Genomic DNA, 15,687 nt, shown 5'->3' with positions numbered 1-15,687 from the left:
GAGGCACTCTGGCCCGGCAGGGAGGCCCCTGCCCTAGTTGGCGAGCGCGCTGGTCAGGGCCTTTATATTGTGCCTGACCATATCAATGTAAGTGGGTGCATCGCCCTTTTCGCCCGTCAGACTATCCGAATACAGGGTGCCGCCGACCTTGGCGCCGGTCTCGGCCGCGATGCGCTGGATCAGGCGCGGATCGCTGATATTTTCGAGAAAAACTGCCGGAATTTTTGCCGTTTTCACCTGGGTGATGATGGCCGCGACGTCGCGGGCGCTGGCCTCGGATTCCGTGGAGACGCCAATCGGCGCAATGAAGGCGATGCCATAGGCAGCCGCGAAATAGCCGAAGGCGCCGTGGGTCGAGATCACCTTGCGCCGCCCCTCCGGTATTTTCGCAACGGCCTCCCGCACCTCGCGGTCGAGCGCATCGAGCTTGGCCAGATAGCCCACCGCATTGGCCTTGAAGGCCGCGGTATCGGCTGGTGAAACCGCGATCAGAGCGTCGCGGATGTTTTCGACATAGACCTTCGCATTGGCGAGGGATTGCCAGGCGTGCGGATCGGCTTCGGTGCCGAGCTTCAGCGGTGCGATGCCCTTGGTGGCCACCGCGATCGGCGCCTTGCTGCCGGAGGATTGCAGCAGCCGCGGCAGCCAGCCTTCCAGGCCAAGGCCGTTGATGACGACGAGCCTGGCGTCGGCGATCCGCTTGGCGTCCGCCGGCGTCGGCGAATAGACATGCGTGTCGCTGTCGGGGCCGACCAATGCGGTGACGTTGATCCGATCACCGCCAACATTGCGCACGATGTCGGCGAGGATCGAGAAGCTGGCGACGACATTGGTCTGCGCCTCGGCATGCGCCGCGCCGATCACGCACACCAGAGCAACCAACCAAACCCAGCACAAGGCCATTGCATATGATGAGCGATGTGCCGCGGCATCGGCGCTGCGCCCCCTCTCCCGCTTGCGGGGGAGGGCTGGGGTGGGGGTGTCTCCGCATTGGAACTCCCTTTGTGGGGAGAGCCCCCACCCGCCACGCTCTTCGAGCGCGTCGGCCTCCCCCGCAAGCGGGAGAGGCGAAGTGAGCCCGCGGATACTCCGAACCCAGCGCCGCATCGTCATGCCTCGAGATGCCGGCCGGGGAACAGCTGCCGCACCAGGCCGCTGACATTGCCGAACAGCAGCGACACGATGTAGATGCCGGCCGCGACCAGGATGATCGCCGGCCCTGAGGGAATCCGCGTCTGGTACGACAGCACCAGCCCGGCATAACCCGACACCACGGCGCTCGCGACCGCGATGCAGATCATCCCGGTGATGTCGCGCGACCAGAACCGCGCGATGCCGGCGGGCAGGATCATCAGCCCGACGCCGAGCAGCGTGCCGAGCGCGTGGAAGCCGTTGACGAGGTTGATCACGACCAGCGCGAGGAAGGCCAGATGCGCCGGCGCGCCGGCGCGGCTCACCGTGCGCAGGAACACGGGATCGACGCATTCGATGACGAGCGGCCGATAGATCACCGACAGCACCAGCATGGTGATCGTCGCGTTGAAGGCGATCACCAGCAGGGTCTGGTCGTCCATCGCGAGGATGTTGCCGAACAGCACGTGCAGCAGGTCGATATTGGTGCCCTTCACCGAGACGATTGTGACGCCGAGCGCCAGCGAGACCAGATAGAAGGTCGCGAGCGAGGCGTCCTCCTTCAATTCGGTGGTACGCGCGACGAGGCCTGCGAGCAGCGCCACCGTGAAGCCGGCGATCAAGCCACCGGTCGTCATCGCGAACAGATTGAGCCCGGAGATCAGGAAGCCGATCGCAGCGCCCGGCAGGATCGCGTGCGCCATGGCGTCACCGACCAGGCTCATCCGGCGCAGCATCAGGAACACGCCGATCGGCGCGCCGCCGAGCGAGAGCGCGATCACGGCCGCGAGCGCGCGGCGCATGAACTCGAACTCGGTGAAGGGCGTGATCAGGACGTCTGCGAGCATCGGCGTCAGGCGGCTCGCGAGCGGGGACCTGTGACGCAGGCGGCGGCGCTGTCGTCGAACGCCTCGCACATCCGCATCGCCACCATCAGGTTGTCAGGGGTCAGCGCCTCGCCGGTCGGGCCCCACGCGACGGGACCGCGGGCGAGCAGCAGCGTCTCCGGGAAATTGGCGCGCACCATGTCGAGATCGTGCAGCGCCGCCAGCACGGTGCGCTCCTCGCCGTTCCAGCGCTTCACCAGCGCCAGCAGATCGGCGGTGGTCTTCGTATCGATGGCATTGAAGGGCTCGTCGAGCACGATCAGCCGGGCGTCCTGCAGCAGCACGCGCGCGAACAGCATGCGCTGCATCTGGCCGCCGGACAGCGTGCCGATCGGCCGGTTCTCGAAACCGTTGAGGCCGACGGCTGATATCGCCGCCAAAATCCTGTCGCGCGCAGCCTTGCCGATGCCGCCGAACAGGCCGGTGGCGCGCCACAGGCCGGTGCCGACGAGATCGAACACCGAGATCGGGAAGCTGCGGTCGATGTCGGCCGACTGCGGCAGATAGGCGATGTCGCGATGATGCAAGCCCCCGAGATTGATCGCGCCCGACAGCGGCTTCAGCACGCCGGCGATGCCGCGCAGCAGCGTCGACTTGCCGGCGCCGTTCGGGCCGATCACCGCGACCAGCGCGCCGCGCGCCACCTCGCCGTTGAGGTGATGCACCGCCGGGTGGCGGTCATAGCCGAGGGTGACGTCACGGAATTGGACTTGCGCACCCATCATTCACCTCATCGCCAGCCAGACGATGCCCCACAGCGAGAGGCTCACGCCAACGGCCACCACGAGCCGCGCCGGCACGGTCATGCGCAGGATCGACCAATGCGCGACCTGGGCCGGATGCGGCGTCGCCGGGTCATGGTGGTGGCCATGGTGAGCGTGGCTGTGATCGTGGCTATGGGAATGGGCGTGGGCCATGGTCATTAGTGTTATATTATAACATAACGTGTGTCCATCCGAAGACCCCCTCACGGCTTGCCGATCAGCATGGCCAAGGCGGCGGCCAGGAACGGGAACGGCAGCGAGACGGCGGCGCGGAACCAGACGAAGCGGGCCGGCATGAACGGGATCTCCCAGAGGATCAGCCGCTGGAACGCGAACAGGGCCCAGGCGACCACATAGGCGATCACCTGGGGCGGTCCGCCGCCGGCCTTCATCGCCACCGCGCCGATGGAAAAGCCGACCACTGGGCCCCCCGGCGTCGCCGCGCCGGCGATCGTGGCCGTCAGGACCCCGAGCCAGCCGCTGTTCGGGCCGAGCCAGCCGGTGATGATCTCCTGCGGGATCACGGCCGCGATATATCCGGAGCCGATCACGCCGAGCGCGATGCGCGGCACGATGTTGATGAACTCCAGCGAGCCCTCGCGGAGCGAGGAGAGCAGCACCGTTCGCCCGCGCTGCCAGGCGATGAAGCCGACGGCGACGACCGAGCCCCACAGCAGGATGTCGATCAGCAGCGAGGCACTCATTCGGACGGCGCCCCCTTGGGATAGACCCGAACGAATACGAAGCGGCCGAGCGCGCCGGCGAGCACCGGGATCGGCAGCGAGAGCACGATCCGCCACAGCGTGAAGTCGGTGCCCATGATCGGCAGCTCCCACGCCACCGCACGGCCATAGCCGATCAAGGTCCAGCTCACGACCATCGCGATGGTCGCGCCGAAATCCGCACCGACCGTGAGCAGCGCCGCCGCCACCGGATAGGCGGTGAAGGGACCGCCCGGCAGGATCGCGCCGAAGGCGGTGCCGATCAGCAGGCCCTTGAGGCCGGAGTTCGGCCCGAGTGCGCGCGAGACTTTTTCGTGCGGCAGAATTTCCGCGATGAAGGCGCCGAGCAGACAGCCCGCCAGTACGCGCGGCAGGATGCCGCCGAACAGCGAGACGTCGTGCAGAAAGATCTCGGTGACCCCGTCGATGCCGTCGCGCCGCCACACCAGCGTGGCGCTGACCACGACCAGCACCAGGATCGAGATCAGCGACCAGCCAATCGGCTTGCGCACGCGCTTCGGCCGCGTCTCGTCGTCGGCAGGCGCCGGGTCTGTATGGGGTGAGGACAAGGTGGTGGGTTCGAGAGGTGATGCGGTGTGTTCTGCTTAGTCCTGCGAGGAAGGTGAGGCAAACGGAAGTGGCGATGGATCCATGCGCGAGTTGAGGATGGGTATGCGATCTCACCCCATCGTCGCCCTGGCGAAAGCCAGGGCCCATAACCACCGAATTTGGTTGTGAACGGGATCGCGGCCACAGCGTCGCGCAGCAATTTGCATTCGTGGTAATGGGTCCTGGCGTTCGCCAGGACGACGAATGTGTTGCGCATTCAATTTCAACAACTCACAGCTTCGCATTCTCGCGACATGATTTGCCCGAGTTTTCCATCTCGTTCCGCCCTCGCTCGGTAGCGAGGGCGCAGGGAAGACCGGGTGCACGCCGCACCCGCGGTCTCGCGTGCAATCGTGCACAAAAAAGTGCGCACGCGAGCATACAGGTTCGGCGGAGGCATCCGGCCTTCCCTGCGCGATGGTCTTACGGCTTATACGTGCTCGCCCTGGTGAGACTCTGCTTTTGTGCCACCATCATCCACGATCGGCTTTGGACCTCTCGCAGACTTGCCACCAACATCGGGGCGGCAAGCCCACACGACTTCGCCGTCCGCCTTGCGCACACACGCCTGTCGCACGCCCAGCGGCCACCGCATCGTCACCCACGTTCGTGGCGTTCGCGAGCGCCCCTCGTGTCGGGTGAGACGGGCATATTGTTAGCATAATCGGAAGTTCGTGTAAAGCACATTATTTTCGCCTGACGACCTTGCGCCGTCGGGCAAATCAGCGGTCTAATGTCAGCGGGAGCGTTGCGACCGCGTGAGGGACGCACCATGGAAGGGTTCCCTCTCCCCTTGCGGGAGAGGGTTAGGGAGAGGGGTCCACTCGGGTGGTCTCTCCATTGACCTTGCAACGACGCGCGATCGAAAGATTGCAAGAGCGACGAACACGTCCATCATCTCGCCCGGGGCCACCCCTCTCCCCTCCCTCTCCCGCAAGGGGGGAGGGAGCCCGACCAGCCTGCTCACCTCACATCGCGCGCGCTTCTGCGCGTCACGTCAGCGAGCGGATGATCGCAAGCCCCGCGAACAGTCCCGCGATCGAGAGCACCACCGAGCCGAGCACATACAGCGCGGCGAGGCCGAGTTCGCCGCGCTCGTAGAGAAGTGTGGTGTCGAGCGAGAAGGCGGAGAAGGTGGTGTAGCCGCCGAGGATGCCGGTCATCAGGAACAGCCGCCAGGGCTGCGAGGCTTCGCCGCGGAAGGCGAGATAGCCGGCGATCAGGCCCATCACGGTCGAGCCCGTGATGTTGATGATGAAGGTGCCGTACGGAAACGCGGTGCCAAGGCAGCGCGCGCAGGTGAGGTTGATCAGATGGCGCAGCGTCGCGCCCATGCCGCCGCCGAAGAAGACCAGGAGATAGCTTGTCGCGCTGCCCACCCATTGCCCCCGCTGGTGTGGTGAGAGGACGTGAGTCCCCAAGTGACTGTGGCGTTTGAAGTCACCCTCCCCTGAAAGGGGAGGGTCGATGCGAATGGAATGAGCGGCGGGGCGGGGTCAGGTCTCTCCATTGAGAGACTGTTCGTGTGGAGAGAGTTGACCCCTCCCCGGTTCGCATGGCGCTGCGCTTCATGCGAACCGACCCTCCCCTTTTCAGGGGAGGGTGGAAAGAAGGCTTAGCCGGCCTTGCCGAACATCTCGTCGACATAGTCCCAGTTGACGAGGTTCTCGACGAACGCCTTCAGATAGTCCGGACGGCGGTTGCGATAGTCGATGTAGTAGGAGTGCTCCCAGACGTCGCAGCCGAGGATCGGGGTGGCGCCATGCACCAGCGGGTTCTCGCCGTTCGGGGTCTTGGAGATCTCGAGCTTGCCGCCCTTGACCTGCAGCCAGCACCAGCCGGAGCCGAACTGACCGACGCCGGCCGCGGCGAAGTCGGTCTTGAACTTCTCGAAGCCGCCGAGGTCCTCGTTGATCTTCTTCTCGAGGCGGCCGGGCAGCTTGGTGCCGCCGCCATTCGGCTTCATCCACTTCCAGAAGTGGACGTGGTTGTAGTGCTGGCCGGCATTGTTGAAGACGGGTGCGTTCTTGCCGAACGAGCCCTTCACGATCTCCTCGAGGGATTTGCCCTCGAATTCGGTCCCCTTGATCGCGTTATTGCCGTTGGTGACGTAGGCCTGGTGATGCTTGTCGTGGTGAAACTCCAGCGTTTCCTTGGACATATAGGGCGCAAGGGCGTCGTGGGCATAGGGCAGATCGGGGAGCGTGAAGGTCATGGGGTGATGTCCAACAGTGGTGGGAGACTACACTTAACGGACACCCCTTATAGAAGGTTCCATCGGGATGAAACACCGCATTTTGGCAAGGGCGCCTTGCCCTTGCGGCGCCGGCGGCGGCGCGGTGTATGACAGTTCGGCGAAAGCGTGAGGCCAAAAACATGAGCATCGAGATCGACATCCTGAACGGCGACGCGTCCTGGCCGAAGGCCGAGCCGCTGCACCGGGCGGTGTGGGGGCCCGACGCCACGGGTCATCGGCCTTGGGCGCACATCAAATGGGCGAATGCGGATTTGCGGGTGTTGCTGGACGCGCCCGATGGCACCGGGCTGGCCTGCCATGTCGGCATCTACTTCCGCACCGTGATCTGGAACGGCCACAAGGTGCATGTCGGCGGGATCGGAGGGGTCGCGACCCGCGAGGACTGTCGGCGGCGCGGCTATGCGAGTCTCGCGCTCGACGCCGCCGTGCACACGATGCGGGCCAATGACGCGGTGAAATTCGCGATCCTGTTCTGCGAGCCGCACAATGAGGCGTTCTACCAGGCGCGGGGCTGGCATCCGTTCTCGGGCGAGATCACCTGCCAGCAGCCTTCAGGGACGATCAAGTTCGACGCCATGGCCCCGTTCGTGTTCGACATCGTCCGCGCCCCGCGACAGGGCAAGATCGACCTATGCGGCCTGCCGTGGTGACCCCTGCGCGGGCCGCGGTGGCTTGCAATGGCGGCATCGCATAATATGTTGGTCATCATCTATTCTCCGCAAACGGTGACGCATGACCATTGATGCCCCGATCGATCTGCGTCCCGCCGATGTGCCGGCCTCCCCGGCCAATCATCTGGTGACGGCGCCGATCCTGCCGACGCTGCTGCGGCTTGCGGTGCCCAACACGATCGCGATGGCCGGCAGCGCGCTGGTCGCGATCGCCGAGACCTCCTATATCGGCCGGCTCGGCACCGAGCCGCTCGCCGGCATCGCGCTGGTGTTTCCGTTCGCGATGCTGACGCAGATGATGTCGGCGGGCGCGATGGGCGGCGGGGTCTCCTCCGCCATCAGCCGCGCGCTCGGCGCCGGCAATCGCGACCGCGCGGCGGATCTGGCGTTTCATGCGGCGATGATCGGCGCCTGCGCCGGCCTGTTCTTCACGGTGATGATGCTGGGCTTCGGCCGCAATTTCTATGCCCTGCTCGGCGGCCGTGGCGGCGTGCTCGAGCAATCCCTGCACTATTCGCAGGTGCTGTTCTCCGGCGCGATTTCGATCTGGCTGGTCAACACGCTGGCCTCCGTGGTGCGCGGCACCGGCGACATGCGCACGCCTTCGGCCACGCTGATCATCGTCTCGATCGTGCAGATCGCGGTCGGCGGCACGCTCGGGCTCGGGCTGTTCGGCCTGCCGCATCTCGGCATGCGCGGCGTTGCCGCCGGCCAGCTCACCGCGTTCACGTGTGGCGCGATCTTCCTCGCCTGGTACCTGCTCAGCGGCCGCAGCCGGCTCGATCTGGATTTCTCCCGCTTCACATTCCAGCGCGCGATGTTCGCCGACATCCTCAAGGTCGGCGCAGTCGCCTGCCTGTCGCCGCTGCAGAGCGTGCTGACGATCCTGATCTTCACCAAGATCCTCGCGGGCTTCGGCACCGAGACGCTGGCCGGCTACGGCATGGGCTCGCGGCTGGAATTCCTGCTGATCCCGATCGCGTTCGCGGTCGGCATCGCCTCGGTGCCGATGGTCGGCATGGCCATGGGCGCGGGCCTCGTCACCCGCGCGCGGCATGTCACCTGGACCGCGGCGGCGGTGACGGGCGTCGCCGTCGGGCTGATCGGCATCGTGGTTGCGATCAAGCCGGCGCTCTGGGTGTCGCTGTTCACCAGCGATCCCGGCGTCACCGCGGCGTCGTATTCCTATTTCGCCCTCGCTGGGCCGGGCTTCGGCTTCTTCGGGATCGGCGTGTGCCTGTATTTCTCCTCGCAGGGTGCGGCCAAGGTCGGCGGTCCCGTGCTCGCCGGCACGATTCGCTTGCTGATGGTCGGCATCGGCGGCTGGTGGCTTTCGACCTCGGGCGCGGAAGCCTGGACGCTGTTCGCGCTCGTCGGCGGTGCCATGGTGGTGCTCGGCCTCGCCACTGCGCTGTCGATCAAGCTGACGAAGTGGGGCAATTGATCGCGCGAATATGACGTTGCACAAATCTGATTTGTTGCTATGCAGGCCCGCTTTTTGGGGAATGACCATGGCCTGCAAATTTGGATTTGTGTTTGCGATCACAGCGATGCTGTTTGCGGCACCGGCCGCTCATGCGCAGAGCGCTGAGCCGACCGGCGTCTGGCAGACCCAGGCCGGCGATGCCCGCGTGAAGGTCACCAAATGCAGCGGCGGCATCTGCGGCGTCGTGGTGAGCCTGCGCGATCCCATTGATCCCGCGACCGGCCGACCGCAGGTCGACAACAAGAACCCGAACCCGTCGCTCGCCAGCCGTCCGATCATCGGGCTCACGCTGTTCTCCGGCATGCATCCGGTCGCATCGAACAAATGGTCGGGCCAGATCTACAACGCCGATGACGGCGGCACCTATGCCAGCAACATCACGGTGACCGGCGAGAGCACGCTGCGCGTCGAGGGTTGCGTCGGCGTGATCTGCGGCGGCGAGACCTGGACGCGGGTGGGGAAGTAGCAGCGAGCGCACGCTCTCTCATTCCCCTCTCCCCGTTCTTACGGGGAGAGGGTTAGGGTGAGGGGCATCTCTCCGCGCGGCGCGCTTTCTCAATATGACTGAAGTGATGTCGATGAGTCGGATGGACCGGCCCTGCCGCAAACGTACTGCCATGCCCCTCACCCGGATCGCATCTGCGATGCGATCCGACCTCTCCCCGCGGAAGAGCGGGGAGAGGTGAACTACACCGTCGCCGCCTTCAACGCGGTCGCGGCCGACGCGTAGCCGCCTCTGGCGCCGTCGATGAAATGGACGTGGTCGCTGCGCATCACGGAAGGCGTGAAGCAGGTCATCATCGCGGCGTCCTGGCGGTGCAGGCCGTAGCGCACGATGCATTCCGATGCGGCGGCGGCGAGGCGCTGCTCGAGCTCGGCGGCGAGCTCCGGCGTGCAGTCGAGGATCATGCGCAGGCCGTCGTCGAACTTGCGGAAGTCGGAGTTTTCCACGACCTGCTGCAGATAGATCTTCGGCACGAAGCCGCCGACCCTGATGCCGAAGCGCATGATGACAAAGGCCCACAGCGAAAACGCCAGCACCACGGCGCGGCGTGCAGCCAGCGGACCGCGGCGGCCGGCGCGGGCCTCATACTCCATGCCCTGCGGCGGCCAGCGCAGCGGCGGCCCGCCGGCCTGCACCGGACGACCGGCATCCGGCGTCTTCTCGACGCGAATGATGATGTCCTCGATCACCTTGCGGAAGGCCAGCGGATCGCTGCCCTTCGGCATCACCAGCACCGACAGGATGACGCCGCGGGTCGCCGGAATCTCCTCGAAGCGGCAGGAGAGACCGGAAAGGTCAGGCTGCGTGCCCGGCGGCGCCGGCTCGACCTTGAACTCGCCGCGCTTCATCGCGGCATCCGCATAGGCGAGCCCGCCGCCGGAGAACATCGCATAGGACAGGTTTTGCGACGGCCCGAAGCGCGCGACGCGAACGTCGAGGCCCGCGGCGCGGATCGCGGAGACCGGGATCAGCGCCACCCGCATCGCAAGATCGAGGTCGTCGCGCACCCAGCCGGCAGTTGCGGCCAGCGCGTCGCGCGTGACGTCGAGATCGGCGGGCGCGATCGCAAAGCTTGCGCCATCGCCGCCGAACACGAAGGGAAATTCGCGTCCCTCCAGCGCATTGGTGACGGCGGCGATCACGGCGGCGCCCGCCATGTTGACCGCCTTGTAGCGCTGCGCGGCAATCGCCTTGGTGGAGTCGACGATGTCGGCGACGCCGACGGTCCAGTCGTCGGGCAGCGGCGCATACAGCGCCGGGTCCATCAGGCTGGCAAAGCCGCGGAACACCGGGATGGCGCCGTAGAAGATCTCGCTGCCGCCGCTGCCTGCCATGAGTGTTGCCCGGTTTCCTCGCGTCTTCCTGTAACAGATACGGCCGATTTTGGAATCGGGTTCTCGGTGACCGTGCTGCAGGTGCGAGAGTTCACGCAAATGTGGGCCAGTTCACGCGCCCGTTGCATCTCTGGTTGTACGGTCAGGACGATACGCGTCTACCTCATGAAAGGATTGCGCCGTGACCCTCGTCTATGGATTCGTCAAGACCAAGGTGACTTCCGAACCGAAGCTGAAGCCGTCGCATCACGGGCATGAGACCCAGTTTCACCTGCACTGCAATCTCGACGTCGACGGCGACAAATGGGACGTCGCGATCAATGTCGGTACCAACGACGCCGACGACTTGCTGAAATACAAGCTGGTGTTCGACTTCCGCCACCCGATCATCCAGACGCTCGCCGCGGCCGAAGCCGGCGCGCATGAATTGACCGATCGGCACGCGCTGCCGGCGCTCGACTTCCTGCGCAGCGATCTCCTGGAAAGCACCGGCAAGTGGCGCGACAGCGACGTGATGGACGGCAGTGACGATTCCGAGCCGGCGCTGTCGCTGAAGCGATTGCTGTCACGCGCGCATCAGAACAATCTGGACGTCTACATCTTCGGCCGCTTCTTCGACCAGGGCGACGGTCTGCACGATGTGCACATGAACCAGGGTTCGACCAAGCAGTTCATCCATCGCCCGGGCGATGATTCCAACGACCACAACGACGTCTGGCAGGACGGCGCCGTGATCGTCGATGTCGGCGCGCCGGAATGGGCGGCGTATTTCTCCGCCTTCAACCAGCAGCTGGTGCCGACCGACGATCTCGGCAATCCCCTGCCGAACGCGGCGACGATTTGAGAGCGGCGGCGCTTACCCCCTGACCAACCCGCGCAGCACCAGCTGGTTCAGGCGGCTCGCGAACGCGGCCGGATCCTCCGGCAACTCGCCGTCGAGGATCTGCGCCTGCTCGAGCAGCAGGAAGGCGACGTCGCGCGCCTGATCCTTGTCGGTCGCAAGCGCGGCGACCAGGGGATGGCGGAGGTTGATCTCGAGGATCGGCTTTGTCACCGCGCCGCGGTTCTGCTGCGCCAACAAACGTTCGAGGGCGCGGTCGCGGGAATCGCCGCCGGCGACGAGGCAGGATGCGCTCTCGGTCAGCCGCTGCGAGGCGCGGACGTCGGAGACGCGCTCGCCGAGCGCCTCCTTGATCACGGCGATGGTGGTCGCTTCATCCGCGGCCGGCTGATCCTTCTTCTCCTCGGCCTTGTCGTCGGTGAGCGGGATCAGGTTGAAATCGATATCGCCCTGGCTCAGCGACTTCAGCGGCTTGCCGCCGAAATCGAGCGGCGCCGAGGTCCAGAACGCGTCGACGGGATCGGTGAGCAGCAACACCTCGATGCCGCGGGCGCGCGCCGATTCCAGCTTCGGGTTGGACTTCAGCCGCTCGATGGTCTCGCCGACGAGATAATAGATCTCGGTCTGGTTCGGCTTGAGGTCGTCGACATATTGCTTCAGCGAGCGCTTCTCGCCCGCGGTCGTGGTGAAACGCGCCAGCGCCAGCAGTTTCTCGCGGCGCTCATAGTCTTCCCACAGGCCTTCCTTGATGACGGGGCCGAACCCGTCCCAGATTTTGGCGAACGCCTCCGGCTCCTTCTCGCCGATGCTCTCCAGCTCGCCGATCACGCGGCTGGTGACGGCCTTGCGGATCTGGGCGAGCTGCGGATTGTTCTGCAGCATCTCGCGCGAAATGTTCAGCGGCAAATCCTCGCTGTCGATCACGCCGCGGATGAAGCGCAAGTACGCCGGCAGGAGATCGGCGTCATCGGCGATGAAGACGCGGCGGACATACAGCTTGACCTTGCCCTTGCGTTCCGGCTGAAACAGGTCGAACGGCTTGGCCGACGGCGCGAACAGCAGCACCGCATAGGACTGCCGGCCCTCGGCGCGGTAATGCAGCGTCATCGCCGGCTCATCGAAAGCGCCGGCGATCTGCTGGTAGGCCTGCTTGTAATCCTCCGCCGTGAGCTCGGATTTCGAGCGCTGCCACAGCGCGCTCGCCGAATTGATCTGGCGCGGCTCGCCCTCTTCCGCCACCAGCTCGATCGGAAACTGGATGTTATCGGAATAGTCGCGGACGATGCGCTCGATCTCGTAGGTCTCGAGATATTTGGCGTGGTCTTTCTTGAGATGCAGCACGATCTCGGTACCACGGCTGACACGCGCGGCGGCCTCCTCCGTCGCGGGCGCGATCTCGAATCCGGAGCCGCCCGACGAGGTCCAGGTCCAGACTTCGCTCGCGCCGGCGCGGCGGCTGGTGACCACAATGGTCTCGGCGACCATGAAGGCGGCATAGAAGCCGACGCCGAACTGGCCGATCAGATTGGCGCCGTCCTTGGCCTCGGTCAGCTTCGAGAGGAACGACTTGGTGCCCGAGCGCGCGATGGTACCGAGATTGTCGATCAGCTCCTGGCGGTCCATGCCGATGCCGGTGTCGACCACCGCCAGCGTGTTGGCCGGCTTGTTCGGCACGATGCGGATTTTGGGCGACGCACCGTCGGCGATCAGGTCCGGCGCGGCGATCGCCTCGTAGCGGAGCTTGTCGCAGGCATCCGAGGCGTTCGAGATCAGCTCGCGCAGGAAGATATCGGTCTCGGAATAGACCGAATGCACCATCAGGTGCAGCAATTCGGCAACCTCGGCCTGGAAGGGCTGGGACTCGGCGGCAGTCGTGGTCGTCATCGGGAACTCGGCAATGATCCGGAGGGGCTGGAAAGCCCTGATATAGCGTGAAGATTTCCGGTGGCAAGATTACTTGGTCACAGCCTGACGGCGCAGCCCTACCCCGCAACCGCTCCGGAATCCTACGGAGTTCCCCGTTTGGAACTTGGTAATATAGTCTGACTTATGGAACTTGGACGGTGTCCCCGCACCGTTCGCGACCGAGAAATATGGCCGCGAAAGACCCCTTGTTCCGAGTGAGCCACGACGTGAAGCACCTTGTTGCTGCCCTGGTCGCGCGATTTGCCCGCGACCGCAACGCCAATATCGCCGTCATCTTTGCGCTCGCTCTGGTCCCGCTGCTCGGCCTCGTCGGGGTCGCGGTCGATTATTCCGTCGCCAACAAGAAGCGGACCAAGCTGCAGGAATCGCTCGACCTCGCCATGCTCGCCGGCTCCGCCGCCGGCAAGCAGTCGCTGGATTCCGGCGCGACGCAAGCCACCGCGATCGCCGCCGCTCAGACCGCCGCCACCGCGCTGTTCAACGGCAATGCCAATACGATCACCGGCACCACCAACACCAGTTTCACCGCGACCTTCACCGCCAGCGGGCTGACGCTGACCGGCACCGGCACCGCCAATACCACGATGGCAACCACCTTCCTCGGCGCGATCGGCTACCGCACGATCAAGATGTCGGTCTCGTCAGGCTCGAGCTCGACCACGCAGCCCTATCTCAACGTCTACCTGCTGGTCGACATCTCCTCCTCGATGCTGCTGCCCTCGACGCAGGCCGGCATCACCCAGATGATCAACGGCACCGGCTGCGCCCTGGCCTGCCACGAGAACACCAGCGGTACCGACTCCTACAGCTGGGCGCTGAACCAGGGCATCCAGCTGCGCTACCAGGTGGTCAACCAGGGCGTCCAGAACCTCCTAACCTATCTGAACAGCAGCTCGACCTTCCGCAGCCACGTCAAGGTCGGGCTGTGGTCGTTCGACAGCTCGCTGACCCAGATGTCGACGCTGACCTCGAGCTTCACCTCGGTGGCCTCGAACTTCCCGGCGCCGGGGCTTGCCACCGATGACGCCGCGGCGGCGACGCCGTTCAACAACCTGATCGGCAGCTTCGTCTCGACCGTCGGCACCGCCGGTGACGGCTCGACCTCGGCCAGCCCGCAGAAGCTGGTGATCATCGCCACCGATGGGGTCAACGATCCGACCCGCGCCTGGACCTCGCAGACCTCGCTGCGCTCGCAGGTGAAGGTGTTCGACACCTCGTTCTGCACGACGCTGAAAAGCAAGAACGTGACGGTCGCGATCATCAACACGCCCTATTATCCGATGACCTGGGACTGGGGCTACAACGCCACGCTCGGCCAGCCCGGCAGCCTCGGCGGCGCCACCCGCGTCGACGACATCCCGATCGCGCTGAAGGCCTGTGCCGGCAACAACTTCATCCTGGCCTCCGACGTCGCGACGATCCAGTCCGCCTTCACGACGCTGTTCATCAAGGCCTCGCCGGTGCGGCTGTCGAACTGAGGCGCCGCGACAGGGGCGCGACGGGCCAATAGCTCAGCCGGCGATTTCATTTGCGCTTCTCCGGGGTCTTCGCCACTTCGCGCGCGCAGTCGATGAAGAGCTGCGCGACGGGGCTGAGCATGCGGGTCTTCAGCGTGATGATGCCGTTCGGCACGCGGGCCCTTGGCAGTTGAACGGGCAGCGCCTTGATCTCCGCGCGCAGGGCGGGAAATTTCAAAGCCGATGCCGGAAGAATCGTGACAAAGCGCCCGCTCGCCAAAAGACTCATCCGCGCGTGGGGGGAATCCGTGACCACCGTGGTGCGAGGATAGTCGACGCCGTTGGCGCGAAAAGCTTCCATTGCGATCGACGCGATCTCGCTTCCGGGCGGCGGCAGCACCCACGATTCTTCCAACAGCTCGGCAAACACGATCCTCCGCCGCCGCGCCCACGGACTTTGCGCGCCCACTGCAACGACGGACGAGTCGTCAAAGAGAAACTCGAATCCCAGTCGTTCCTCTGCGACGGGGCCAAATCTCCGAGCGATCAAGAGATCGACGTTGCGTTCGCTCAGTTCGCGGTGCAGCGTCTCCACATATCCCGTCACGAGATGAAACACCATGTGCGGATTGCGCCGGGAGAGCCGCTCGATGACGGCCGGAACGAAGCTCGCAGCCAGCAAGGGGGTACACCCGATCCGCACTTCTCCGGCTGTGGGGTCGGCGAGAAATGCGATATTCCTCACCGCCTGCCGCAGGCCGTCGAAGGCGGCCACGCCGCCATCGAGCAAGGCGCGGCCGTAAGCGGTCGGCTCGATGCCATGGGGGCTACGCTCGAGCAGCCGCATGCCAATGGTCCGTTCCAGGACCGCGATCGATCGGGAGACCGCCGGTTGTGTTGTGTTGAGAAGCCTGGCCGCCTTGCTCATGCTGCCGGCCTGCACGACAGTCATCAGCACATGGAGGTCGTGCAGCTTCAACCGGAGGCCGGTGCGATCGCTCAAATGCATGGCACCGACCCATTGCAAGAGTGATATGGCGGTATCAAAACCTAGCATTATGCGCGCATAGGCGCATCTCGTATCGTCGCTGTTGCGC

General features: G+C 65.2%; 16 protein-coding genes. 5 read left to right on the top strand and 11 right to left on the bottom strand.

Features of this window, described 5'->3' with window-relative positions; genetic code table 11:
* Window positions 1–33: 33 nt before the first annotated feature.
* The 8 genes from JQ604_RS22570 to JQ604_RS22535 all read right to left on the bottom strand — a co-directional run bounded on the left by JQ604_RS22570 (window position 34) and on the right by JQ604_RS22535 (window position 6,328).
* A complete protein-coding gene (locus JQ604_RS22570; protein ID WP_249158561.1) occupies window positions 34–1,113 on the bottom strand; it encodes a metal ABC transporter substrate-binding protein in 1,080 nt (359 codons plus the stop codon).
* Entirely contained in the window at window positions 1,110–1,979 is an 870-nt protein-coding gene (locus JQ604_RS22565; RefSeq protein ID WP_212361907.1) for a metal ABC transporter permease, read from the bottom strand. Before JQ604_RS22565 ends, JQ604_RS22570 begins: the two co-directional genes overlap by 4 nt.
* Window positions 1,980–1,984: 5 nt before the next feature.
* Window positions 1,985–2,740 (bottom strand): metal ABC transporter ATP-binding protein, encoded by a 756-nt coding sequence (locus JQ604_RS22560; RefSeq protein ID WP_212361904.1) that lies wholly within the window; start codon window positions 2,738–2,740, stop codon window positions 1,985–1,987.
* 3 nt (window positions 2,741–2,743) lie between these two features.
* The gene (locus JQ604_RS22555; RefSeq protein ID WP_433996274.1) at window positions 2,744–2,935 is read right to left on the bottom strand and encodes a hypothetical protein; all 192 of its coding nucleotides are present in this window, start codon (window positions 2,933–2,935) and stop codon (window positions 2,744–2,746) included.
* A gap of 50 nt (window positions 2,936–2,985) precedes the next feature.
* A complete protein-coding gene (locus JQ604_RS22550) occupies window positions 2,986–3,486 on the bottom strand; it encodes a hypothetical protein (protein WP_212361897.1) in 501 nt (166 codons plus the stop codon).
* Window positions 3,483–4,073, bottom strand: a complete 591-nt coding sequence (locus JQ604_RS22545; RefSeq protein ID WP_212361894.1) for a permease — start codon at window positions 4,071–4,073, stop codon at window positions 3,483–3,485. The genes JQ604_RS22550 and JQ604_RS22545 overlap by 4 nt, the downstream gene beginning before the upstream one ends.
* A 1,032-nt stretch (window positions 4,074–5,105) precedes the next feature.
* Window positions 5,106–5,447, bottom strand: coding sequence for a fluoride efflux transporter CrcB (gene crcB / locus JQ604_RS22540; protein WP_249158577.1), 342 nt, complete (start codon window positions 5,445–5,447; stop codon window positions 5,106–5,108).
* Window positions 5,448–5,728: 281 nt separating this feature from the next.
* On the bottom strand, window positions 5,729–6,328 hold the full coding sequence (locus JQ604_RS22535) for a superoxide dismutase (protein WP_212361886.1): 600 nt from the start codon (window positions 6,326–6,328) through the stop codon (window positions 5,729–5,731).
* Window positions 6,329–6,489: 161 nt separating this feature from the next.
* Here JQ604_RS22535 and JQ604_RS22530 point away from each other — a divergent pair, with 161 nt between their 5' ends.
* The 3 genes from JQ604_RS22530 to JQ604_RS22520 all read left to right on the top strand — a co-directional run bounded on the left by JQ604_RS22530 (window position 6,490) and on the right by JQ604_RS22520 (window position 8,993).
* Complete coding sequence (locus JQ604_RS22530) at window positions 6,490–7,020, top strand: GNAT family N-acetyltransferase (protein WP_212361882.1); 531 nt, start codon at window positions 6,490–6,492, stop codon at window positions 7,018–7,020.
* Between the two features lie 82 nt (window positions 7,021–7,102).
* Window positions 7,103–8,485 (top strand): MATE family efflux transporter, encoded by a 1,383-nt coding sequence (locus JQ604_RS22525; protein ID WP_212361879.1) that lies wholly within the window; start codon window positions 7,103–7,105, stop codon window positions 8,483–8,485.
* A gap of 67 nt (window positions 8,486–8,552) precedes the next feature.
* Window positions 8,553–8,993 (top strand): DUF2147 domain-containing protein, encoded by a 441-nt coding sequence (locus tag JQ604_RS22520; RefSeq protein WP_212361876.1) that lies wholly within the window; start codon window positions 8,553–8,555, stop codon window positions 8,991–8,993.
* A 221-nt stretch (window positions 8,994–9,214) separates the two neighbouring features.
* Here the strand turns inward: JQ604_RS22520 and JQ604_RS22515 are convergent, their stop codons facing one another.
* Entirely contained in the window at window positions 9,215–10,366 is a 1,152-nt protein-coding gene (locus JQ604_RS22515) for a DUF3095 domain-containing protein (RefSeq protein WP_212361871.1), read from the bottom strand.
* Window positions 10,367–10,547: 181 nt separating this feature from the next.
* Between JQ604_RS22515 and JQ604_RS22510 the strand changes: the two genes are divergently transcribed.
* A complete protein-coding gene (locus JQ604_RS22510) occupies window positions 10,548–11,210 on the top strand; it encodes a DUF2278 family protein (protein WP_212361867.1) in 663 nt (220 codons plus the stop codon).
* A gap of 12 nt (window positions 11,211–11,222) precedes the next feature.
* Here JQ604_RS22510 and htpG read toward each other — a convergent pair whose 3' ends face one another.
* Entirely contained in the window at window positions 11,223–13,091 is a 1,869-nt protein-coding gene (gene htpG / locus JQ604_RS22505) for a molecular chaperone HtpG (protein ID WP_212361864.1), read from the bottom strand.
* A 248-nt stretch (window positions 13,092–13,339) separates the two neighbouring features.
* Between htpG and JQ604_RS22500 the strand changes: the two genes are divergently transcribed.
* A complete protein-coding gene (locus JQ604_RS22500; RefSeq protein WP_349631129.1) occupies window positions 13,340–14,611 on the top strand; it encodes a TadE/TadG family type IV pilus assembly protein in 1,272 nt (423 codons plus the stop codon).
* Between the two features lie 46 nt (window positions 14,612–14,657).
* Here JQ604_RS22500 and JQ604_RS22495 read toward each other — a convergent pair whose 3' ends face one another.
* The gene (locus JQ604_RS22495) at window positions 14,658–15,599 is read right to left on the bottom strand and encodes a LysR family transcriptional regulator (RefSeq protein WP_212361856.1); all 942 of its coding nucleotides are present in this window, start codon (window positions 15,597–15,599) and stop codon (window positions 14,658–14,660) included.
* Between the last annotated feature and the right edge of the window lie 88 nt (window positions 15,600–15,687).

Origin of the sequence: Bradyrhizobium jicamae, from assembly GCF_018130695.1 — a bacterium.
GTDB lineage: Bacteria > Pseudomonadota > Alphaproteobacteria > Rhizobiales > Xanthobacteraceae > Bradyrhizobium > Bradyrhizobium jicamae_B.
This window is presented reverse-complemented; position numbering and strand designations above follow the sequence as displayed.

What these genes read in the sequence shown, in the direction of transcription:
- JQ604_RS22570 (WP_249158561.1), bottom strand. Translation starts at nt 1,113, where the DNA reads ATGACGATGCGGCGCTGGGTTCGGAGTATCCGCGGGCTCACTTCGCCT.
- JQ604_RS22530 (WP_212361882.1), top strand. Translation starts at nt 6,490, where the DNA reads ATGAGCATCGAGATCGACATCCTGAACGGCGACGCGTCCTGGCCGAAG.
- JQ604_RS22495 (WP_212361856.1), bottom strand. Translation starts at nt 15,599, where the DNA reads ATGCATTTGAGCGATCGCACCGGCCTCCGGTTGAAGCTGCACGACCTC.
- JQ604_RS22525 (WP_212361879.1), top strand. Translation starts at nt 7,103, where the DNA reads ATGACCATTGATGCCCCGATCGATCTGCGTCCCGCCGATGTGCCGGCC.
- crcB (WP_249158577.1), bottom strand. Translation starts at nt 5,447, where the DNA reads ATGGGCGCGACGCTGCGCCATCTGATCAACCTCACCTGCGCGCGCTGC.
- htpG (WP_212361864.1), bottom strand. Translation starts at nt 13,091, where the DNA reads ATGACGACCACGACTGCCGCCGAGTCCCAGCCCTTCCAGGCCGAGGTT.
- JQ604_RS22535 (WP_212361886.1), bottom strand. Translation starts at nt 6,328, where the DNA reads ATGACCTTCACGCTCCCCGATCTGCCCTATGCCCACGACGCCCTTGCG.
- JQ604_RS22565 (WP_212361907.1), bottom strand. Translation starts at nt 1,979, where the DNA reads ATGCTCGCAGACGTCCTGATCACGCCCTTCACCGAGTTCGAGTTCATG.
- JQ604_RS22555 (WP_433996274.1), bottom strand. Translation starts at nt 2,935, where the DNA reads ATGGCCCACGCCCATTCCCATAGCCACGATCACAGCCACGCTCACCAT.
- JQ604_RS22550 (WP_212361897.1), bottom strand. Translation starts at nt 3,486, where the DNA reads ATGAGTGCCTCGCTGCTGATCGACATCCTGCTGTGGGGCTCGGTCGTC.
- JQ604_RS22515 (WP_212361871.1), bottom strand. Translation starts at nt 10,366, where the DNA reads ATGGCAGGCAGCGGCGGCAGCGAGATCTTCTACGGCGCCATCCCGGTG.
- JQ604_RS22560 (WP_212361904.1), bottom strand. Translation starts at nt 2,740, where the DNA reads ATGGGTGCGCAAGTCCAATTCCGTGACGTCACCCTCGGCTATGACCGC.
- JQ604_RS22520 (WP_212361876.1), top strand. Translation starts at nt 8,553, where the DNA reads ATGGCCTGCAAATTTGGATTTGTGTTTGCGATCACAGCGATGCTGTTT.